Origin of the sequence: Cyanobium sp. BA20m-p-22, assembly GCF_024346275.1 — a bacterium.
In the GTDB taxonomy this organism is placed as follows: domain Bacteria; phylum Cyanobacteriota; class Cyanobacteriia; order PCC-6307; family Cyanobiaceae; genus Cyanobium_A.
Genome location: NZ_JAGQCQ010000048.1, coordinates 1 through 15,423 on the forward strand (window position 1 = coordinate 1; position 15,423 = coordinate 15,423).

15 protein-coding genes and 1 pseudogene are annotated in these 15,423 nt (G+C 65.8%); 7 read left to right on the top strand and 9 right to left on the bottom strand.

Annotated elements, in window-relative coordinates:
- The coding region (locus tag KBZ15_RS05965) for a ferredoxin--nitrite reductase (RefSeq protein WP_255014159.1) at positions 1 to 1,430 on the bottom strand (1,430 nt) is incomplete at its 3' end.
- A gap of 227 nt (positions 1,431 to 1,657) precedes the next feature.
- Between KBZ15_RS05965 and KBZ15_RS05970 the strand changes: the two genes are divergently transcribed.
- From KBZ15_RS05970 to KBZ15_RS05990, 5 genes and pseudogenes are all read left to right on the top strand, one after another.
- Entirely contained in the window at positions 1,658 to 2,725 is a 1,068-nt protein-coding gene (locus tag KBZ15_RS05970) for an anthranilate phosphoribosyltransferase (RefSeq protein WP_254961754.1), read from the top strand.
- Between the two features lie 153 nt (positions 2,726 to 2,878).
- Positions 2,879 to 4,192 (top strand): CmpA/NrtA family ABC transporter substrate-binding protein, encoded by a 1,314-nt coding sequence (locus tag KBZ15_RS05975; protein WP_255014182.1) that lies wholly within the window; start codon positions 2,879 to 2,881, stop codon positions 4,190 to 4,192.
- Between the two features lie 43 nt (positions 4,193 to 4,235).
- A complete protein-coding gene (ntrB, locus tag KBZ15_RS05980; RefSeq protein WP_396123410.1) occupies positions 4,236 to 5,069 on the top strand; it encodes a nitrate ABC transporter permease in 834 nt (277 codons plus the stop codon).
- 1 nt (position 5,070) lies between these two features.
- A pseudogene (locus KBZ15_RS05985) lies at positions 5,071 to 5,880 on the top strand (nitrate ABC transporter ATP-binding protein); the annotation flags it as partial.
- Between the two features lie 2 nt (positions 5,881 to 5,882).
- Complete coding sequence (locus tag KBZ15_RS05990; RefSeq protein WP_254931617.1) at positions 5,883 to 6,689, top strand: ABC transporter ATP-binding protein; 807 nt, start codon at positions 5,883 to 5,885, stop codon at positions 6,687 to 6,689.
- 1 nt (position 6,690) lies between these two features.
- Here the strand turns inward: KBZ15_RS05990 and KBZ15_RS05995 are convergent, their stop codons facing one another.
- Complete coding sequence (locus KBZ15_RS05995; RefSeq protein ID WP_255014183.1) at positions 6,691 to 8,829, bottom strand: molybdopterin oxidoreductase family protein; 2,139 nt, start codon at positions 8,827 to 8,829, stop codon at positions 6,691 to 6,693.
- A gap of 42 nt (positions 8,830 to 8,871) precedes the next feature.
- Between KBZ15_RS05995 and KBZ15_RS06000 the strand changes: the two genes are divergently transcribed.
- Both KBZ15_RS06000 and KBZ15_RS06005 read left to right on the top strand, forming a co-directional pair.
- Positions 8,872 to 9,357 (top strand): nitrate reductase associated protein, encoded by a 486-nt coding sequence (locus tag KBZ15_RS06000; protein WP_254931615.1) that lies wholly within the window; start codon positions 8,872 to 8,874, stop codon positions 9,355 to 9,357.
- The gene (locus KBZ15_RS06005; RefSeq protein ID WP_254931614.1) at positions 9,354 to 9,956 is read left to right on the top strand and encodes a molybdenum cofactor guanylyltransferase; all 603 of its coding nucleotides are present in this window, start codon (positions 9,354 to 9,356) and stop codon (positions 9,954 to 9,956) included. The genes KBZ15_RS06000 and KBZ15_RS06005 overlap by 4 nt, the downstream gene beginning before the upstream one ends.
- 25 nt (positions 9,957 to 9,981) lie before the next feature.
- On the opposite strand, the gene KBZ15_RS06010 is transcribed toward KBZ15_RS06005, so the two are convergent.
- The 7 genes from KBZ15_RS06010 to KBZ15_RS06040 all read right to left on the bottom strand — a co-directional run bounded on the left by KBZ15_RS06010 (position 9,982) and on the right by KBZ15_RS06040 (position 15,120).
- On the bottom strand, positions 9,982 to 10,365 hold the full coding sequence (locus KBZ15_RS06010; protein WP_254931613.1) for a HEPN domain-containing protein: 384 nt from the start codon (positions 10,363 to 10,365) through the stop codon (positions 9,982 to 9,984).
- On the bottom strand, positions 10,352 to 10,771 hold the full coding sequence (locus KBZ15_RS06015) for a nucleotidyltransferase family protein (protein ID WP_254931612.1): 420 nt from the start codon (positions 10,769 to 10,771) through the stop codon (positions 10,352 to 10,354). Before KBZ15_RS06015 ends, KBZ15_RS06010 begins: the two co-directional genes overlap by 14 nt.
- A gap of 21 nt (positions 10,772 to 10,792) precedes the next feature.
- Entirely contained in the window at positions 10,793 to 10,918 is a 126-nt protein-coding gene (locus tag KBZ15_RS06020) for a hypothetical protein (protein WP_255014184.1), read from the bottom strand.
- A complete protein-coding gene (locus KBZ15_RS06025) occupies positions 10,918 to 11,232 on the bottom strand; it encodes a sulfite exporter TauE/SafE family protein (protein WP_254931610.1) in 315 nt (104 codons plus the stop codon). Before KBZ15_RS06025 ends, KBZ15_RS06020 begins: the two co-directional genes overlap by 1 nt.
- On the bottom strand, positions 11,144 to 11,569 hold the full coding sequence (locus KBZ15_RS06030) for a TSUP family transporter (protein ID WP_255014185.1): 426 nt from the start codon (positions 11,567 to 11,569) through the stop codon (positions 11,144 to 11,146). Before KBZ15_RS06030 ends, KBZ15_RS06025 begins: the two co-directional genes overlap by 89 nt.
- Positions 11,570 to 11,601: 32 nt before the next feature.
- Positions 11,602 to 13,875: an FdhF/YdeP family oxidoreductase gene (locus KBZ15_RS06035; RefSeq protein ID WP_255014186.1), complete on the bottom strand. Its 2,274-nt coding sequence runs from the start codon at positions 13,873 to 13,875 to the stop codon at positions 11,602 to 11,604.
- 114 nt (positions 13,876 to 13,989) lie between these two features.
- Positions 13,990 to 15,120 carry a cation:proton antiporter gene (locus tag KBZ15_RS06040; protein ID WP_255014189.1) on the bottom strand — a complete coding sequence of 377 codons (1,131 nt, stop codon included), beginning with the start codon at positions 15,118 to 15,120 and terminating at the stop codon, positions 13,990 to 13,992.
- Between the last annotated feature and the right edge of the window lie 303 nt (positions 15,121 to 15,423).

A 15,423-nucleotide genomic window follows, 5' to 3' on the forward strand; every position in this document is an offset into this window, starting at 1 on the left:
AGCTTGGGCTCGGCGCCCATGGAGCCGCCAAGAAAGATCTTGGCCGCCTCCACCATCTGACCATCCTTACGGGCCTTCGCCCCCATCAGCCCGATCTGACCCATGTAGGGCTGGCCGCAGGCATTGGGGCAGCCGGTCCAGTGCATGCGCACCGCCTCAGGCAATTCGATGCGCTGCTCCAGCTCTTCGAGCACCTGCTGGGCCACGCCCTTGGTGGGGATCAAAGCGAAGCTGCAGTAGGCGTTGCCGGTGCAGCTCACCGCTTCGGCCTGCAGGGTCGAAGGGTCGGGGCGGAAGCGCTGCAGCAGGGGTGCAGCCAGTAGGGCCTCGAGGCGATCGCCGGGCACATCAACGATCAAGGCGTTCTGGGCCTCGGTGAGACGCAGCTCGCCGCTGCCATAGGTGCGCGCCAAAGCGGCAAGCTCCAACATCGAAGCCGCGTCCAGCCGGCCCATCGGCACGTGCAGCCCCACCCAGTGGAGCCCCTCCTGCTTTTGGGCCTGCACGCCCAGGCCCGAGCGGGGGGCGCGGTTTACCAGGTGGGAGCCAGCGTGGCTGAGCACGGGTTCGGCAAAGGCTGCAACCAGCTCAGCCCGGTAGGCATCGATCCCGAGCTCGTCGATCAGATACATCAACCGGCTTTTGTTGCGCTGCTGCCGGTTGCCTGCGCGCTCGTAGTGATGCAACAACGCCAGGGTGAAGTCGGCTAGCTGCTCCGCCCGCAGCCACAGTCCCAGGGGCACCGCCAACTCGTTGCGCTGAGCTGAAAAGAAGCCCCCCACCAGCACCGTGAAACCCAGCTCACCGTTGTGCTCGGCCGGCAGGAAGGCCAGGTCGTTGTGCAGCAGAAAGCTATCTGGTGCGCCCCCCACGGCCACATTGAACTTGCGCGGCAGGTTGCGGGGACCGGCCGGCCCCAGCAGCCGCGCCTGAATCGCCTCCACCAGGGGGCGGGTGTCGACGATCTCCTCTGGGTCAATGCCCGCCAGCGGGTTGCCGGTGATGTTGCGGGGGTTGTCGTGGCCCGACTGGCGGCTGGTGAGCCCCAAGGTCTCCAGCGCCACCATCAGCGGCGCCATGTCCTCCAGCAGCAGGCCCCGCAGCTGCAGGTTTTGGCGGGTGGTGATGTCGGCACTGCCGTGCTCGCCACAGCGATCGATCGCCTCAGCCAGCAGCTCCAGCTGCTCAGCGCTGATCACGCCGTTGGGCAGCCGCAGCCGCAACATGAAGCGCCCGGGCGTCACAGGCCGGAAGAAGATCCCCAGCCACTTGAGCCGGATCGTGAGCGTGGCTTCGTCGAGTGCTTCCCAGCCTTCACGCCCCATTTCGGCAAGCCGGGGCGCCAACTCCAAGCCGCAGAGCTCGGCCTTGGCCTGCTCGATTTTGCTGAGGGGCGGCTGGCTGGCCGCAGAAATGGTGGAGCTAGTCATGGGGCGGAATCTCGAAACACGGAACAACCTCGGCATGTCCGCCCTGCCGCCACACAGCCGCAAGGTGGATCCGAGCAAGCGCCGATGAGAGCTACGCCGCCGGAAAACAGAAATGGGAAAAAAGCTCCCCGCAGGGAGACAATTGGAATTGTCTGCAGTGCGAGTCGCTTCCTGTGTCGCAACCGCTACAATCCGCAGCTCCAGAGGCGGAGGCAGAGCTCAGACGCCTGCAGCGCCTCGAAGCCCTCGGCCCCGAACGGGCCCGCTTTCGCGAACTGATTGCCAAGGTGGGCAGCGGTGAGCACACCAGCACGGGCCTCAGCCGCGATGAGGCCCGCGACGCCATGGACCTGATGCTCCAGGGTCAGGCAAGCGATGCGCAGCTTGGAGCCTTCCTGATCGCCCACCGGATTCGCCGGCCGCTGCCGATCGAATTGACCGGCATGCTCGATAGCTACCGCAGCCACGGCCCAAAGCTGGAGACCCCTGGCCGCCAGGCCATTTGTTTCGGCGTGCCCTACGACGGCCGCAGCCGCACCGCCCCCCTGCTGCCCCTGCTCGCCCTAGTGCTAGCCGGCGCCGAGATCCCGGTGGTGCTGCACGGCGGCGACCCGATGCCGGTTAAGTACGGCGTCACCCTGGCCGAGCTTTTTTCCGCCCTCGGCATTGAATGGCGTGGGCTCAGCCTCGCCGCACTGCAGCAACGGTTGAGCACCCACCACCTGGGCCTCACCCACCAGCCCGACCACTTCCCAGCTGCGGAAAGGTTGCTGCCGGTGCGCGATGAAATTGGCAAGCGCCCCCCCGTGGCCAGCCTGGAACTGCTCTGGACCCCCCACTGCGGCGACCACCTACTAGTGAGTGGTTTCGTCCATCCCCCCACCGAAAAACGGGCCTGGGAGGCCCTGGCCACCGCCGGTGAAACCGAGGTGCTCACCGTGAAGGGCCTGGAGGGGTCGACCGACCTACCCACCAGCCGGGCTGGCATCACCGCCCGGGTCCGCCAGGGCTCGCTGGAGCGGCTGCTCGTGCACCCCCGGGACCACGGCCTCCACGGCGATGAAATCGCCTGGGAAAACTTGGAAACCTGGCAGCAGCAAGCACTGGCCGCCCTCGGTGGCGAAGGCCCCCTGGCCGCACCGCTGCTCTGGAATCTGGGGGCCTACCTCTGGCTGGCTGATCGCTTCGAAAACCTTGCTGACGCCCTCGAGCAAGCGCGAGCTCTACTCGCCTCGAGGTGCGGCGAGCGACTGCGGCAAACCCTGGCCAATCCCAGCGAAAGCGGCAATCGGTAGCAATTGCAACCCTCAAGTTGAAGCCAGCCGTGGTCTTGTAATTGGGTCGGTCAGCTTGTGCGCCGGCTCGATTTTTAGACCGGTTCGGTGCGCTTCTTTGTGGAGCCCGTCCGGAGTGCAGTTGCCGCCACTCCGGCCCATCCCAATCCAGCCATGTCCAACCTTTCGCGCCGCAAGTTTCTAATCACCGCCGCCGGTTCGGCAGCTGGAGCCATCTGGCTAGCCGCCTGTGGCAGCCCCAGCAAAAAATCTGAAAATCAAACAACAAGTCAGGCCGGTGGTGCGGATGCACCTGAGCTGAAGACTGCCACCTTGGGCTTCATCGCCCTCACCGACGCTGCGCCCCTGATCATTGCCCTGGAGAAGGGTTTGTTTGCCAAGCACGGCATGCCCGAGGTGAAGGTGGTGAAGCAAACCTCCTGGGCCGCGACCCGCGACAACCTGGAGCTAGGTAGCAGCGGCGGCGGCATTGATGGCGCCCACATCCTCTCGCCTATGCCGCTACTGCTAACTGCCGGCACGATCACCAAGACCAAGCAGCCCCTGCCGATGTACACCCTGGCGCGGCTAAACCTGCAGGGCCAGGGGCTGTCGGTGTCGAAGGACTACCTGGCTAACAAGCTCAGCATCGACAACAAAGAAGGCTTGGCAAAAGCAACGCAACAGGCCAGCGCTAAGGGCAAGAAATTCAAAGCGGCCGTTACCTTCCCCGGCGGCACCCACGACCTATGGATGCGCTATTGGCTCGCCGCCAATGGCATTGATCCCAATAAGGATGCCGACCTGGTAGTGGTGCCACCCCCCCAGATGGTGGCAAACATGCAGACCGGCACCATGGACACCTTCTGCGTTGGTGAGCCCTGGAATCAGCGCCTGGTGAACAAGAAACTGGGTTACACAGCCGCCGTCACCGGCGAACTCTGGAAAAACCACCCCGAGAAGGCCTTCTCAATGCGGGCCGACTGGGTTGATCAAAACCCCAAGGCCGCTAAAGCCCTGCTGATGGCCGTTCAGGAAGCCCAGATCTGGTGTGAAGATCCAGCAAACCTTGATGAACTCTGTGAAATCACAGCCAAGGACAAATACTTCAAAGCCAGCGTGGCAGACATCAAACCCCGTCTGGCCGGCGACATCGAATACGGCGACGGCCGCGTTGTTAAAAACAGCCCTCTGAGAATGCGCTTCTGGAGCGAACAGGCCTCCTTCCCCTTCAAGAGCCATGACAAGTGGTTCGTTACCGAAGACATGCGCTGGGGCTACCTACCCTCGGACACCGATATCGATGCCTTGGTAAACAAGGTGAATCGAGCTGATCTCTGGAAGGAAGCCGCCACCGCGATTGACCAGGAAAAGGCCATTCCCTCCAGCGATTCACGCGGCAAGGAAAGCTTCTTCGACGGTGTGGTATTTGATCCGGAAAATCCCAAGGCCTACCTAAATGCCCTAGCAATCAAAGCGATGAAGTGAGCTTCAACGCCTAGCAAACTCCCCGTTCCAACTCCCACCATCCGTGAACCGCACCGCTTCCCCGGGCCGGCGCTCTCGCCGGCTCCGGCTGCTGCCAGCACTGCCCCAAATCCTGCCCTACCTGCTCTGCATCGGTGCCTTTTTGCTGGTTTGGCAGTTGCTTTCGGGCGCCCTAGGCGCTGCGCGACTGCCTGGTCCGATAAACGTGCTGATCGATACCTGGGATCCCTACATCAGCCAGCCGTTTTTCGATGACGGTGGCACCAGCAAGGGCCTGGGCTGGCAGATCCTGATCTCGTTGCAACGGGTAGCTGTGGGCTACGGCCTAGCGGCCGTAGTAGGAGTTGCGGTCGGCGGCCTGCTCGGCCTAAACCGCTTCGCCGGCAAAGGGTTTGATCCGGTGGTGCAGGTGCTGCGCACCGTGCCGCCGCTGGCCTGGTTTCCGATTTCACTGATGGTGTTTCAAAACGCCAATACCTCGGCGGTATTTGTGATCTTCATCACGGCGATCTGGCCGATCATTATCAATACGGCTGTGGGTATCCAGGAGATCCCCCAGGACTACACCAACGTGGCCCGGGTGCTGCGCCTTAGCAAGCGGGCCTACATCAGCAACATCGTGATTCCAGCCACGGTGCCCTACGTGTTCACCGGCCTGCGCATCGCCGTGGGCCTGGCCTGGCTGGCAATCGTGGCCGCAGAGATGCTGAAGGCCGACGGCGGCATCGGCTACTTCATCTGGGACGCATACAACGCCGGCGGCGATGCCAGCTCAAGCCAAATAATCTTGGCGATCATTTATGTGGGCGTGGTGGGCCTGCTACTGGATCGCCTAGTTGCCTGGGTGGGTCGCAAGGTGAGCAAGGGAGCCGCCTGACATGACCACTCCAGCTGGACTGATCAGCGTCGATGCCGTTACCCAGGTATTTCCCCTCGATGACGGCGGCCGCTACGTAGCTCTGCAGGGCATCAATCTCGATATCGCCGCAGGCGAATTTGTGTCGCTGATTGGCCACTCGGGTTGCGGCAAGAGCACCCTGCTCAACCTGCTGGCCGGGCTCGACCAGGCCAGCGAGGGCGGCATCTTGATGAATGGCCGTCAGGTGACCGATCCAGGCCCTGATCGCATGGTGGTGTTTCAGAACTATTCGCTGTTGCCCTGGCTCACGGTGCGCCAAAACATCGCCCTTGCCGTAAACACCGTCTACCCCTCCCAAAGCAACCAGGAGCGGCGCGAGATTGTTGAGCGCAACATCCAGACGGTGAATCTCAGCGCCGCCGCCAACAAATTTCCAGCCGAACTCTCTGGCGGCATGAAGCAGCGGGTGGCGATTGCTCGGGCCCTGGCCATCCGGCCCAAGCTGCTGCTGCTCGATGAACCCTTTGGCGCCCTCGACGCCCTCACCCGCGGCAATTTGCAGCAGCAGCTGATGCAGATCTGCCAGGAATCGGGGCTCACCGCCGTGATGGTCACCCACGACGTTGACGAAGCCCTGCTGCTCTCAGATCGGGTCGTGTGCCTGAGCAACGGACCAGCAGCCGGCATCGGCCACATCTTGAAGGTGCCCCTGCCGCGCCCCCGGGACCGGCTCACGGTGATGGACCACCCCGACTATTACCACCTCCGCGCCGAGCTGATCCACTTCCTGCAGGAGCAGCGCCGGCTCAAGCAACTCGCCGCCAGCTCGCGATGACCACCGCTACCTCTAGCCCTGCCTTCCTCGAGTTTCGGGACGTGGGCCAGGTTTTCCAGTCTCGGCGCGGGCCATTTGAGGCCCTGCGTGACATCAATCTCCAGGTGCGGCAGGGGGAATTCCTCTGTGTGATCGGCCACTCCGGCTGCGGCAAGAGCACCCTGCTCAACATGGTGTCTGGCTTTCTGCAGCCCAGCCACGGTTCGGTAACGCTGCAAGGCAAGCCGATCACAGGGCCCGGCCCCGACCGGATGGTGGTGTTTCAGAACTACTCCCTGCTGCCCTGGCTCACGGTGTGGCAAAACGTAGAGATGGCCGTCAAAGCGGCCCGGCCCGAACTGGCTGCCGGCAGCCGGCACGAGGTTGTGACTCACCACCTGGAGATGGTGGGCCTGATGGAGGCGCGCACCAAACGCCCTGGGCAGATTTCGGGGGGCATGCGCCAGCGGGTAGCGATCGCCCGCGCCCTGGCCGTGTCACCAGCGGTGCTGGTGCTGGATGAACCCTTCGGGGCCCTTGATGCCATCACCAAGGAGGAGCTCCAAGAAGAGCTGCTAGCTATCTGGCGTGAGCAGAAACCCACCGTGCTGATGATCACCCACGACATCGACGAGGCCCTATTTCTGGCCGACCGAGTCGTGATGATGACCAACGGCCCTGCCGCCGGCATCGGCGAAATCCTCGAGGTGCCCTTTGAGCGGCCCCGTCGCTACGAAGCCATCCAGGAAGACCCCCGCTACGGCCAGCTGCGCAACCACGCCCTCGATTTTCTATATCGCCGCTTCGCCCACGACGTGGATTAGGTCAGGCCGGCGTCAGCGCCACCGCCGCTGCCTTGAGCTCCGGCTGCTTCGAAATCGGGCAGCCCAGCTCATGCATCAGTCGATTGGCCTCACAAGCCAGCTCGCCTTGGGAGGCGCCCCAGTGCATCGGCAAAAACACGGTGCCGGGCCGGATGCGATCGGTGATTTGTACCTTCACCGACACCGCACCGCGGCGCGACCGCACTAAGGCCAGAGCCCCATCAGCCAAGCCGGCGCGATCCGCATCGCTTGGATGCACCTCCAGCAGCGGTTCGGGGTGGGCCTTGAGCGCCCGCGCCACATGGGCCGTGCGGGTCATGGTGTGCCAGTGGCCCAGCAGCCGCCCCACCGTGAGCACCAGGGGATAGGAGTCGCAGGGGGGTTCCGCCACGCCCAGGGGCGGATCGGCCCAGAGGAGTGCCTTGCCGGAAGGGGTAGGGAAGGCCAGATCGCCATAGAGGCGCGCCTTGCCGCCGCCGGGGGCGGTGCCGGCGGGGAAGGGCCACTGCTGGGGGCCGTGCTCAGCCAGGAGCTCGTGGCTAAGGCCGCTGCTATCGCAGAGCCGGCCAGCCGTGAGTGCCACGAATTCGGCATACACCTCGCCGGCGTCAGGCCAGCCGAACTGCGCCTTAAAACCGAGGCGCCGGCCCAACTCCGCAAAGATCGCCCAGTCGGCCCGGGCTTCGCCTGGGGGCTGGCGGAAGGCAGAGCAGAGGGTGACTCGGCGCTCTGAGTTCACCATTACACCAGCCTTTTCGCTCCACTGGGCCGCCGGCAGCACCAGGTGAGCCAGCGCCTCGGTTTCCGTGCCGGCATAGGCCTCGCTCAACACCACCAGCGGGCAGTTCGCCACCGCCGCCCTCACCCGATCGAGGCTGGGCAGGCTCACCAGCGGGTTGGTGGCCGCCACCCACCAGAGGTCGAGCTCGCCGCGCTCCATCGCCTCGATCTGCTGCCACACCACCAAGCCAGGCTCTGGCGAGATCGAGCCAGCAGCAAAGCCCCAGTGGCGCTCCACCTCGGCCCGGTGCGCTGGATCACCTACGGCGCGGTAACCGGGCAACAGCTGGGCCAGGCCACCCACCTCGCGGCCACCCATGGCATTGGGCTGGCCGGTAAGTGAAAAGGGTCCGGCGCCGGGGCGGCCGATCTGGCCACTCACCAGGTGCAGGTTGCAAATCCCGGCCACGGTGGCGGTGCCCTCGCGGCTCTGGTTCACCCCCATCGACCAAAGGCTGAGCGCCGCCTGGCTGGCGATCCACCAGTCGGCCAGCTGACGCAGGTCGGCCTCGGCGATGCCGCACACCGCCGCCGCCCGCGCCGGCTGCCAGGCCCGCCAGAGGGTCTCCAGCTCGGCGAAACCCTCGGTGTGGGCTGCCACGCAGGCCTGATCCACACCGCCCAGCTCTAGCAACAGATGACCCAGGCCGCAGAGCAGGGCCAGGTCGGTGCCGGGGGCGATCGCCAGGTGCAGGTCGGCGGCATCGCTGGTAGCGGTGGCGCGCGGATCCACCACCACCAGGCGCGGCCCATTCCCCTTTCGCCGGCGCTTAAGCAGCCGCTGGAACAGCACCGGATGGCAATCGGCCGTATTGGTGCCGATCAGCAGCACCAGATCGGCCAGATCGAGGTCGTCGTAGCAGCAGGGCGGGCCATCGGAGCCGAAGCTGCGGGCATAGCCAGCCACCGCCGAACTCATGCAGAGGCGCGAGTTGGCGTCGAAGTTGTTGCTGCCCAGGGCGCCCTTGAGCAGCTTGTTGGCTGCGTAATAGTCCTCGCTGAGGAACTGACCGGAGCCGTAGATCGCCAGCGCTTGGGGCCCCTTGGTGGCCAAGGTCGCCTCGATGCGCTCCACCAGGATGGTGAAAGCCCGCTGCCAGCTGATCGGCTCAAAGGGCTGGTCGATGCGCGCACGCCACAGGGGCGTGGTGAGGCGGTTGGGGTGCAGGGTTTCGCCCACCGTGGCGCCCTTGATGCACACCTGGCCCAGGGACGAGGGATGGTGGCGGTCGCCGCGGGCGATCCAGATGCCGCCGGGTTCAGCGGGGGCCTTCAGCTCCAGGCCGCAGCCCACGCCGCAGTAGGGGCACTGGGCTAGGGCAGCTGGACTGGCGGCCGGAATGGCGGGATGAGTAGCCATGGGGCTATTCGACCAAGCCAAGGCGCCCGATGATGGTGGCAGTTGTTACCGCAGTTCCCCCTGGGCTCTCTTCTAGCCAGAACCTGCTTCCACTTCGAGGCCGACTTCACCGCCGACCTGCGCTGCATTCCGATGGCCGTGCGGCGCAAGCTCGATCTGGCCGGCGTGAAGCTGAAGCTGCAGCACTGGAGCGAGCTGAGCGAGACAGAACGCGTTGAGCTGCTGGCCTGGCCCGATGACCCCGCCGCCATCGAGGCGTTGCGCCAGCACCTGCAGGCGCGCACCAGCGCCCTCAGCGCCGGCCAGGCCAAGGACCTACCCCGACCCGACGCTGAGCCCTGGCAGCAGGCCGACCAGCTGCCCGAAGTGCTGGCCGCCTCCTGCACCCAGCTGAACCTTGAGCTGCGCAGCGGCGGCTGGGCGGAGCTCACCGAACTGCAGCGCTTCGCCCTGGTGAAGCTCAGCCACCCCGGCCACGAGCACCGCAACCTGCCGCGGGCCCTGGCGGAGTTTGGGCTGCTGGTGTGAACCCGCCCCTGCGCTGCTGCCTGCTCAGCGGTGGCGAAAGCCGGCGCATGGGCCGCGACAAGGCGCTGCTGAGTCACCCCGAGGGCGGCAGCTGGCTGGAGCGCACGCTGCGACTGCTGGCCCAGCTGGACGCCCCGATCACCCTGCTGAGCCGCCATGGGGCGCACCTGGAGCTGGCGGAAGAGCTGGCCCTCGAGCTCGCCCCGGGCGCACCGATGACGGCCCTGGCCGAACCGCCGCCCTGGGAGGGGCCGCTGCTGGCCCTACACCGGCTGATGCAGCATCACCAAAACGAGCAGCTACTGCTCTGCCCAGTGGACATGCCGGATCTCAGCCTGGCCGCCCTACAAGCCCTGCTGGCGGGCGCAGCAACAGGGAGCCCGACCAGGCTCCAGCTGGCCCACGACGGTGAGCGGCTGCAACCGTTGCTGGGCCTCTATCCGAGCAGTGCCCCGATCCGGGTCCACCTGGCCTTGGCGGTGCAGCGGGGCGAACGGCGCCTGCAGAGCTGGCTGGCGACGCTGCCCTACCAGGCGGTGGCGCTTAATCCCCGTGCCATCCGCAATGTGAACCGGCCTGAGCTTGGTCAGTTGGCCTAAGCCAAGTCAGTTGGCCTAAGCCAAGTCAGCCGGCCGACTCCCCCACCGCCTCCACCACGCGCTCACAACGCTCCAGCTCCGCCTCGACCAGTGCCAGCAGCTCCTGCCGCGATGCCGGCAGCGGGAAGGGTCCCTGCTCGTAGCGGGCCTCCACCGCAAACACCTGCAGCTCCAGCAGCAGGGGATCAAGCTGCTGACCAGCCAGAGCAACCAAATCTTCGAGGTCATGGACCCGGGGCGGCTGGCGATCGGCCAGCACGATCCAGGCCTTGAGCAGTTTCTCCACCACCTGCTGGGCGGTGAAGCCCCAGTCCTCGTCGGGATAGGCAGGGTCAAGGGTCAGCCCCAGGCTGCGCAGATGGCGGCGCACAATCGCCAGGAGCAGCAAGGCGTCTTCAGCGGGCGACATACAGCACCCGGCCCTCACGAGCCACATCGCCGAACACATGCCAACGGGAGCCGCTCAGGCGCTCGGCATCAGCGCTGCCCGCCACCACTAGGTCGACAGCTACTCCCTGCCGACCCAGCGCTCGGTTGAAGCGCTTCCAGCAGGCCAGCTTCTCGGCCGGCGTGAGCTGGGGCTGGCCCACGATCACCGCCAGATCCAGATCTGAGTCAGGGCGCGCCTCACCCCTGGCCCGGGAACCAAACGCGATCACCGCCTGCACATCGGGTTCGGCGCACAGACGCACCAAGGCTTCCCCAGACCTCAGGGGATCCAACCCCGGACCCAGCTCAGGAGCAGGCTCCAGCGCCAGGGACTGACGCCAGGGGATGGTGGGCGGCGTGAAACGCTCGGCAGCGGAGGCGACCATGCTTGAACGCTACCGCCAACATCAGCCCGCGAAACCCAGGAGCTTCGCGGCGGCCAGCAGCACCAAGGCCAGACAGCGACGGATCCAAGCCACCGGCAAGTGGCGGCTACCCAGCCGCGAACCCACCGCACCGGCCAGCAGCACCATCAGCAACATCCAGCCCAGCTGGGACGGCAGGGCAGCAGGGCCCCAGATGACTGGCGGGCCAGCAGCAGGCCGGCAAGGCAGCTGATCGAGTTGCCGAAGATGAACAGCGACGACACCGCTGCCGCCTGGCGGGTGGAGGCCCAGCTGCAACACAACAGCAGGGGCGTGAGAAACACGCCGCCGCCGGTACAGGTGAAGCCGACCAGCAGCCCCAGCCCGGCACCGCTAGTCACCAGCAGAATCAACGGCGGTTGCGTCAAGCGCTCGGGATCGCCGGGCTGGCGGAGAAAGCGCAGGGCCGAGGCCAGCAGCACCAGTGCGACCAACTGCTGAAACCAGAGCGTGAGCAGATCGAGCCAGCGCCCCCAGAAAAGCCATCGGCAGGCCGGCCAGCAACATCGGCCAGAACAGCCGCCAGCGCAGGTGGCCGGCTCGCACGAACTGCCAGCTGCCCTGGGCCGCCACCGCGATGTTCAGGATCAGGGCAAGCGGCTTGATCTGCTCCGCCGGCAGACCGGCCAGGGCCAGCACGGCGATGTAGCCGGAGGCGCCCGCATGGCCCACGGCTGCATAGAGAAAGGCCACCAGGCCCAGGAGCGGCAGCAGCCAGAGGGTCACAGCCAGTGGTGCGGATAGGGCCGGCACCGCCATGGTGGCAACGGCTACGCAGGGGAGCAGTGGCCTCAGCTGCCGCGCAACAGCACCGGCACCCGCTTGAAGGCCGGCGTACCGCTCTCGGGATCGTTCACCGCCCGCATCAGCACATTGGCCTCCGGATAAAACATCAAAGCCGCGCCGCAGCGCACCGAGCCGGGAATCAGCTCGATCCCATCCAGCTGGCCCGCCTCACCCTGCACGGTCACCCGCTGGTGGGCCCGCAGCCCACAGGCGGCCAGATCCTCTGGGTTGACCAGGATCGTCTGACGGTGCGGCATGCCCCGGTAGCTGTCGCCCTGCTTGTAGACCACCGTGTTGTGCTGGCCGTAACTGCGGGCGGTGATCAGGTTCAGCACCAGGCCCTGCTCGCCGGCGGCCAGGCCGCCGAAGTGATCCGCATCCGGCAATCCGAGCTCGGGCAGCGGCGTCACCGCCAGCTGGGCCCGGCCAGTGGCGGTGGCGAAACGGGGCCCCTGGAACACCCGGCCGGCCACCTCGAATTCCTTCTTGCTGGCGTCGATCTCGGCGATGGCGGCGTAACCGGGCACGGTGCGGGCGATCAGCTCGCGCACGTACACGGGATCCTGCAGCCGCCGCCAGTCGATCGGCTCGGTGCCGTGCAGGCGGTGGGCCAGCTCAGCCAGGAACTCCACCTCGCTGATCAGCTGGCCGCTAGCCAAATGGGTGCTGCCGGGCTCGTTGAGCCGCACCCAGTTGTTGCCCGATTCCACCGTGGTGCGGTGGGGCGTCTCGAAGCGGTTAAACACCGGCAGCAGCAGGGTCTGGCGCGCCGCCAGGCCGTGGAAGTGGCCGGTGTTGGGCTTGGTGGCCAGGTAGATGATCGTGTCGATGCGGCCAAGGGCGGCCTGGGCCTGGCGGCTGTCGGGGTTGGCGCCGTAGAGGTTGCCGCCCAAACAGAGCAGGGAGTCGACGGCGCCGGCAGCGGCCGCCTCGATCAGGGCGCGGGTGTTGTAGCCCCGGGTGAGGCTGAGGGGCCGGCCGAGCAACTGCTCAAGCGCCAGCCGCATCGGCTCGCGCAGATTCACCGTCACCCCCATCGAGCCGAAGCCCTGCACGTTGGAGTGGCCGCGGATCGGCATCGTGCCCGCCCCCGGCCGGGCCACGTTGCCCGTGAGCACGGCCGTGTTGGCGATCGCCTGCACGTTGGCGGTGCCGTTGGCGTGGTGGGTGATGCCCATCGCCCAGGCAAACACCACCGCCTTGCACGCAGCCAACCGGGCAGCGGTGTGCTCCAGCTCCTCGCGGCTGAGGCCGCAGCAGCCCGTGATCGCCTCCCAGCTGGTGGTCTCGATCTGCTCGATCAGGGCCTGCCAACCATCGGCATGGGCCTTCACGAAGTCGAGGGCGATGGCGCCACGCTCCAGCAGGGCCTTCTGCAGCCCCAGAAACACGGCGGTGTCGGAGCCGGGAATCGGCTGCAGGAACAGGGAGGCGATCTCACTGCCGCCGCCGAGCATCGAGCGGATCGGGAAGGCGGGCGAGCCGAACTTGAGCAGCCCCGCCTCCAGCACCGGATTGATCACGATCACCGTGCCGCCGCGCTCGCGCAGGCGGATCAGCTCATTCATCAGCCGCGGGTGGTTGGCCGGCGCGTTGGAGCCCACCAACACCACACCATCAGCGTGCTGCAGGCTCTCCAGATTCACCATCGAGGTGCCGCTGCCAAACACCCGACTGAGCCCGATGCTGGAGGGGGCGTGGCAGAGGTCGGAGCAGTCGGCCAGGTTGTTGGAGCCAAGGGCCCGCAGCAGCAGTTGCAGCAGGTAGGCGGCCTCATTGGAGGAGCGCCCGGAGCTGTAGGAAGCAACCCGCTCCGGAGCTGGCCTAGCGAAGGCCGCGGCGCTGAGGTCGTGCACCTCCTGCCAGCCAATCGGCTCGTAGTGGTGGCTGCCGGCTCGCCGAATCAGGGGTCGATCGAGCCGGCCCAGCTGGTCGCATTCGGCGGAGCTGAGCTGCTGGAGCTCGGCCAGGCTGCGGCCGGCAAACACCTCCGCTGGCACCGCCGACTGCAGTTCCGCTCCGATCGCCTCCACACTCTTGAGGCAGCGCTGCAGGGGCTCACCCAGTTCGTCGCGAAAGCCGCCGTTCTGGCCGCCCGTGCCCCAGGCGCAACTCAGGCAGGCGCTTTTGTGGTTGAGGGTCTGCCATAGACGCAACCCCGTGGGTGAAAGGGTGGCGCGGGCCCAGCCCTCGATCAGGGGCCAGCCGCCCCCACTGGCGGCGCCTTCTGGAGCCGGTGGCTGGGTTGGTGCCGGCGGTCCAGATAGCTCAGGCGCCATGGCTACTACTGCCTGCGTTTGCCAAACCCTAGGGGTATGGCAAAGCAGCTGCCTATGAATAGGCCCATGCAGTGCCAGGGGCCCATATCGGCCTGTTGGTTTTTCCTCAAACCTTCAAGAGGCGGCCGAAGGCAGTGAAGGCTTAATTGCCATAGCCAGGCTCGGATATACCAATGCAGCAAGTACGCTGCCGCCGATGAGCAAAGCGGAAACTTCAGACGTCATCAGGCCGGCTTCAACCTCCATCTGGGTCACTGCGATCGGAATCGACAGCGACTGGGAGACGAGCAGGGAGAAGCGAAAGCGCTGGCGGCCAGATGGAAGCTGCTTCCAATAAAGTAGAAACTGGGGAAGACCGCGCACCAGAAAGAAGGCCAGCATCCATACCAAGGGCCAAAATGGGGCCGCAACAACAGCATTAATATTGATGCGGCTGCCGGCGAGAATCAAAAAGAGCGGAGCCAAAAACCCATCGATAACAGCATTGAAATGGCCGATCACAGGCGCCTGGTCGGGATCAGGCAAATAACGCCTCAGCACGAAGCCAACTAGCAATCCACCAAGGAGAATATCGACCCCGAGAACCACACACAGGCTCAGCAAACCCACGCTCAGCAGCAGTACCAGTTGAAATGATTCCTGGGCGGAGACGCGTACACGCAACACCCCCGGCAGGGCACTAAGCACAACCGCAATCACGGCTAACAGGGCCAGCCTGAAGAGGGTGAACTGCGGCAGCTGGGTACTCAATAGGAGTGTTAGGGCCAATACCGGACCCACCTGCCCCATGATCCCTGCGGTGAGGGCAGCGGTGCCCAACGGCTGTGCCCATTCACCTGAGCCCTGAAGAACGAACTTCATACTGGGCAAGGCACTGGCACTGAGCGGAATCACCAGGGCCAGTGCCCGGGCCAGGCCAGACACCGGCAAACACAGCGCCAGTAGCAGGCCGGTCAGCACCGTGGTGAACCAGCCCCAAATGGCCAACCGACCCATGGGCCCGGTGAGATCGCGCAGGTTGAACTCGTAGCCGATTACGGCAAACACGGCCGCCAACGCCAGCTTGCGCAGCAGGTCCATTGCGGGATCAGGCTGGATCCAGCCCAGCAGCGCCGGGCCCACCACGATTCCGCTGATCAAATAAAGGATGATGGTGGGCACGCGCCCGCGCAGGGGCCTGGCCGCAAAGGGCACTCCAGCCGTTAAGAAGGCAACGACCAATAAGGCCTGAAGTGATGAACTCATGGGTGCTACAACTCAACCCACTCCCCCGATGCAGTAGGCGCACGGGAGTGGAACCTCCATCATTCAGCCACGGCCCGTGCCATAGGCCAAATTGGCGCCGCTGATGCTGGGCCCTGATGCTGGACGGAGAGGTTGAACAGAGAGGCTGGGGGTTAACGCCTGGGCAGGAGCTCTAGCGTTGCGGCCATGGCCAGCGCCGTCCCCCACCCCGAAACCGTCGCCACCCGCGCCCACCCCAGCGACCGACTGGGCCGGCCGCTGGGGGTGCTGCGCCTATCGCTGACGGCCCGATGCAACCTGGCC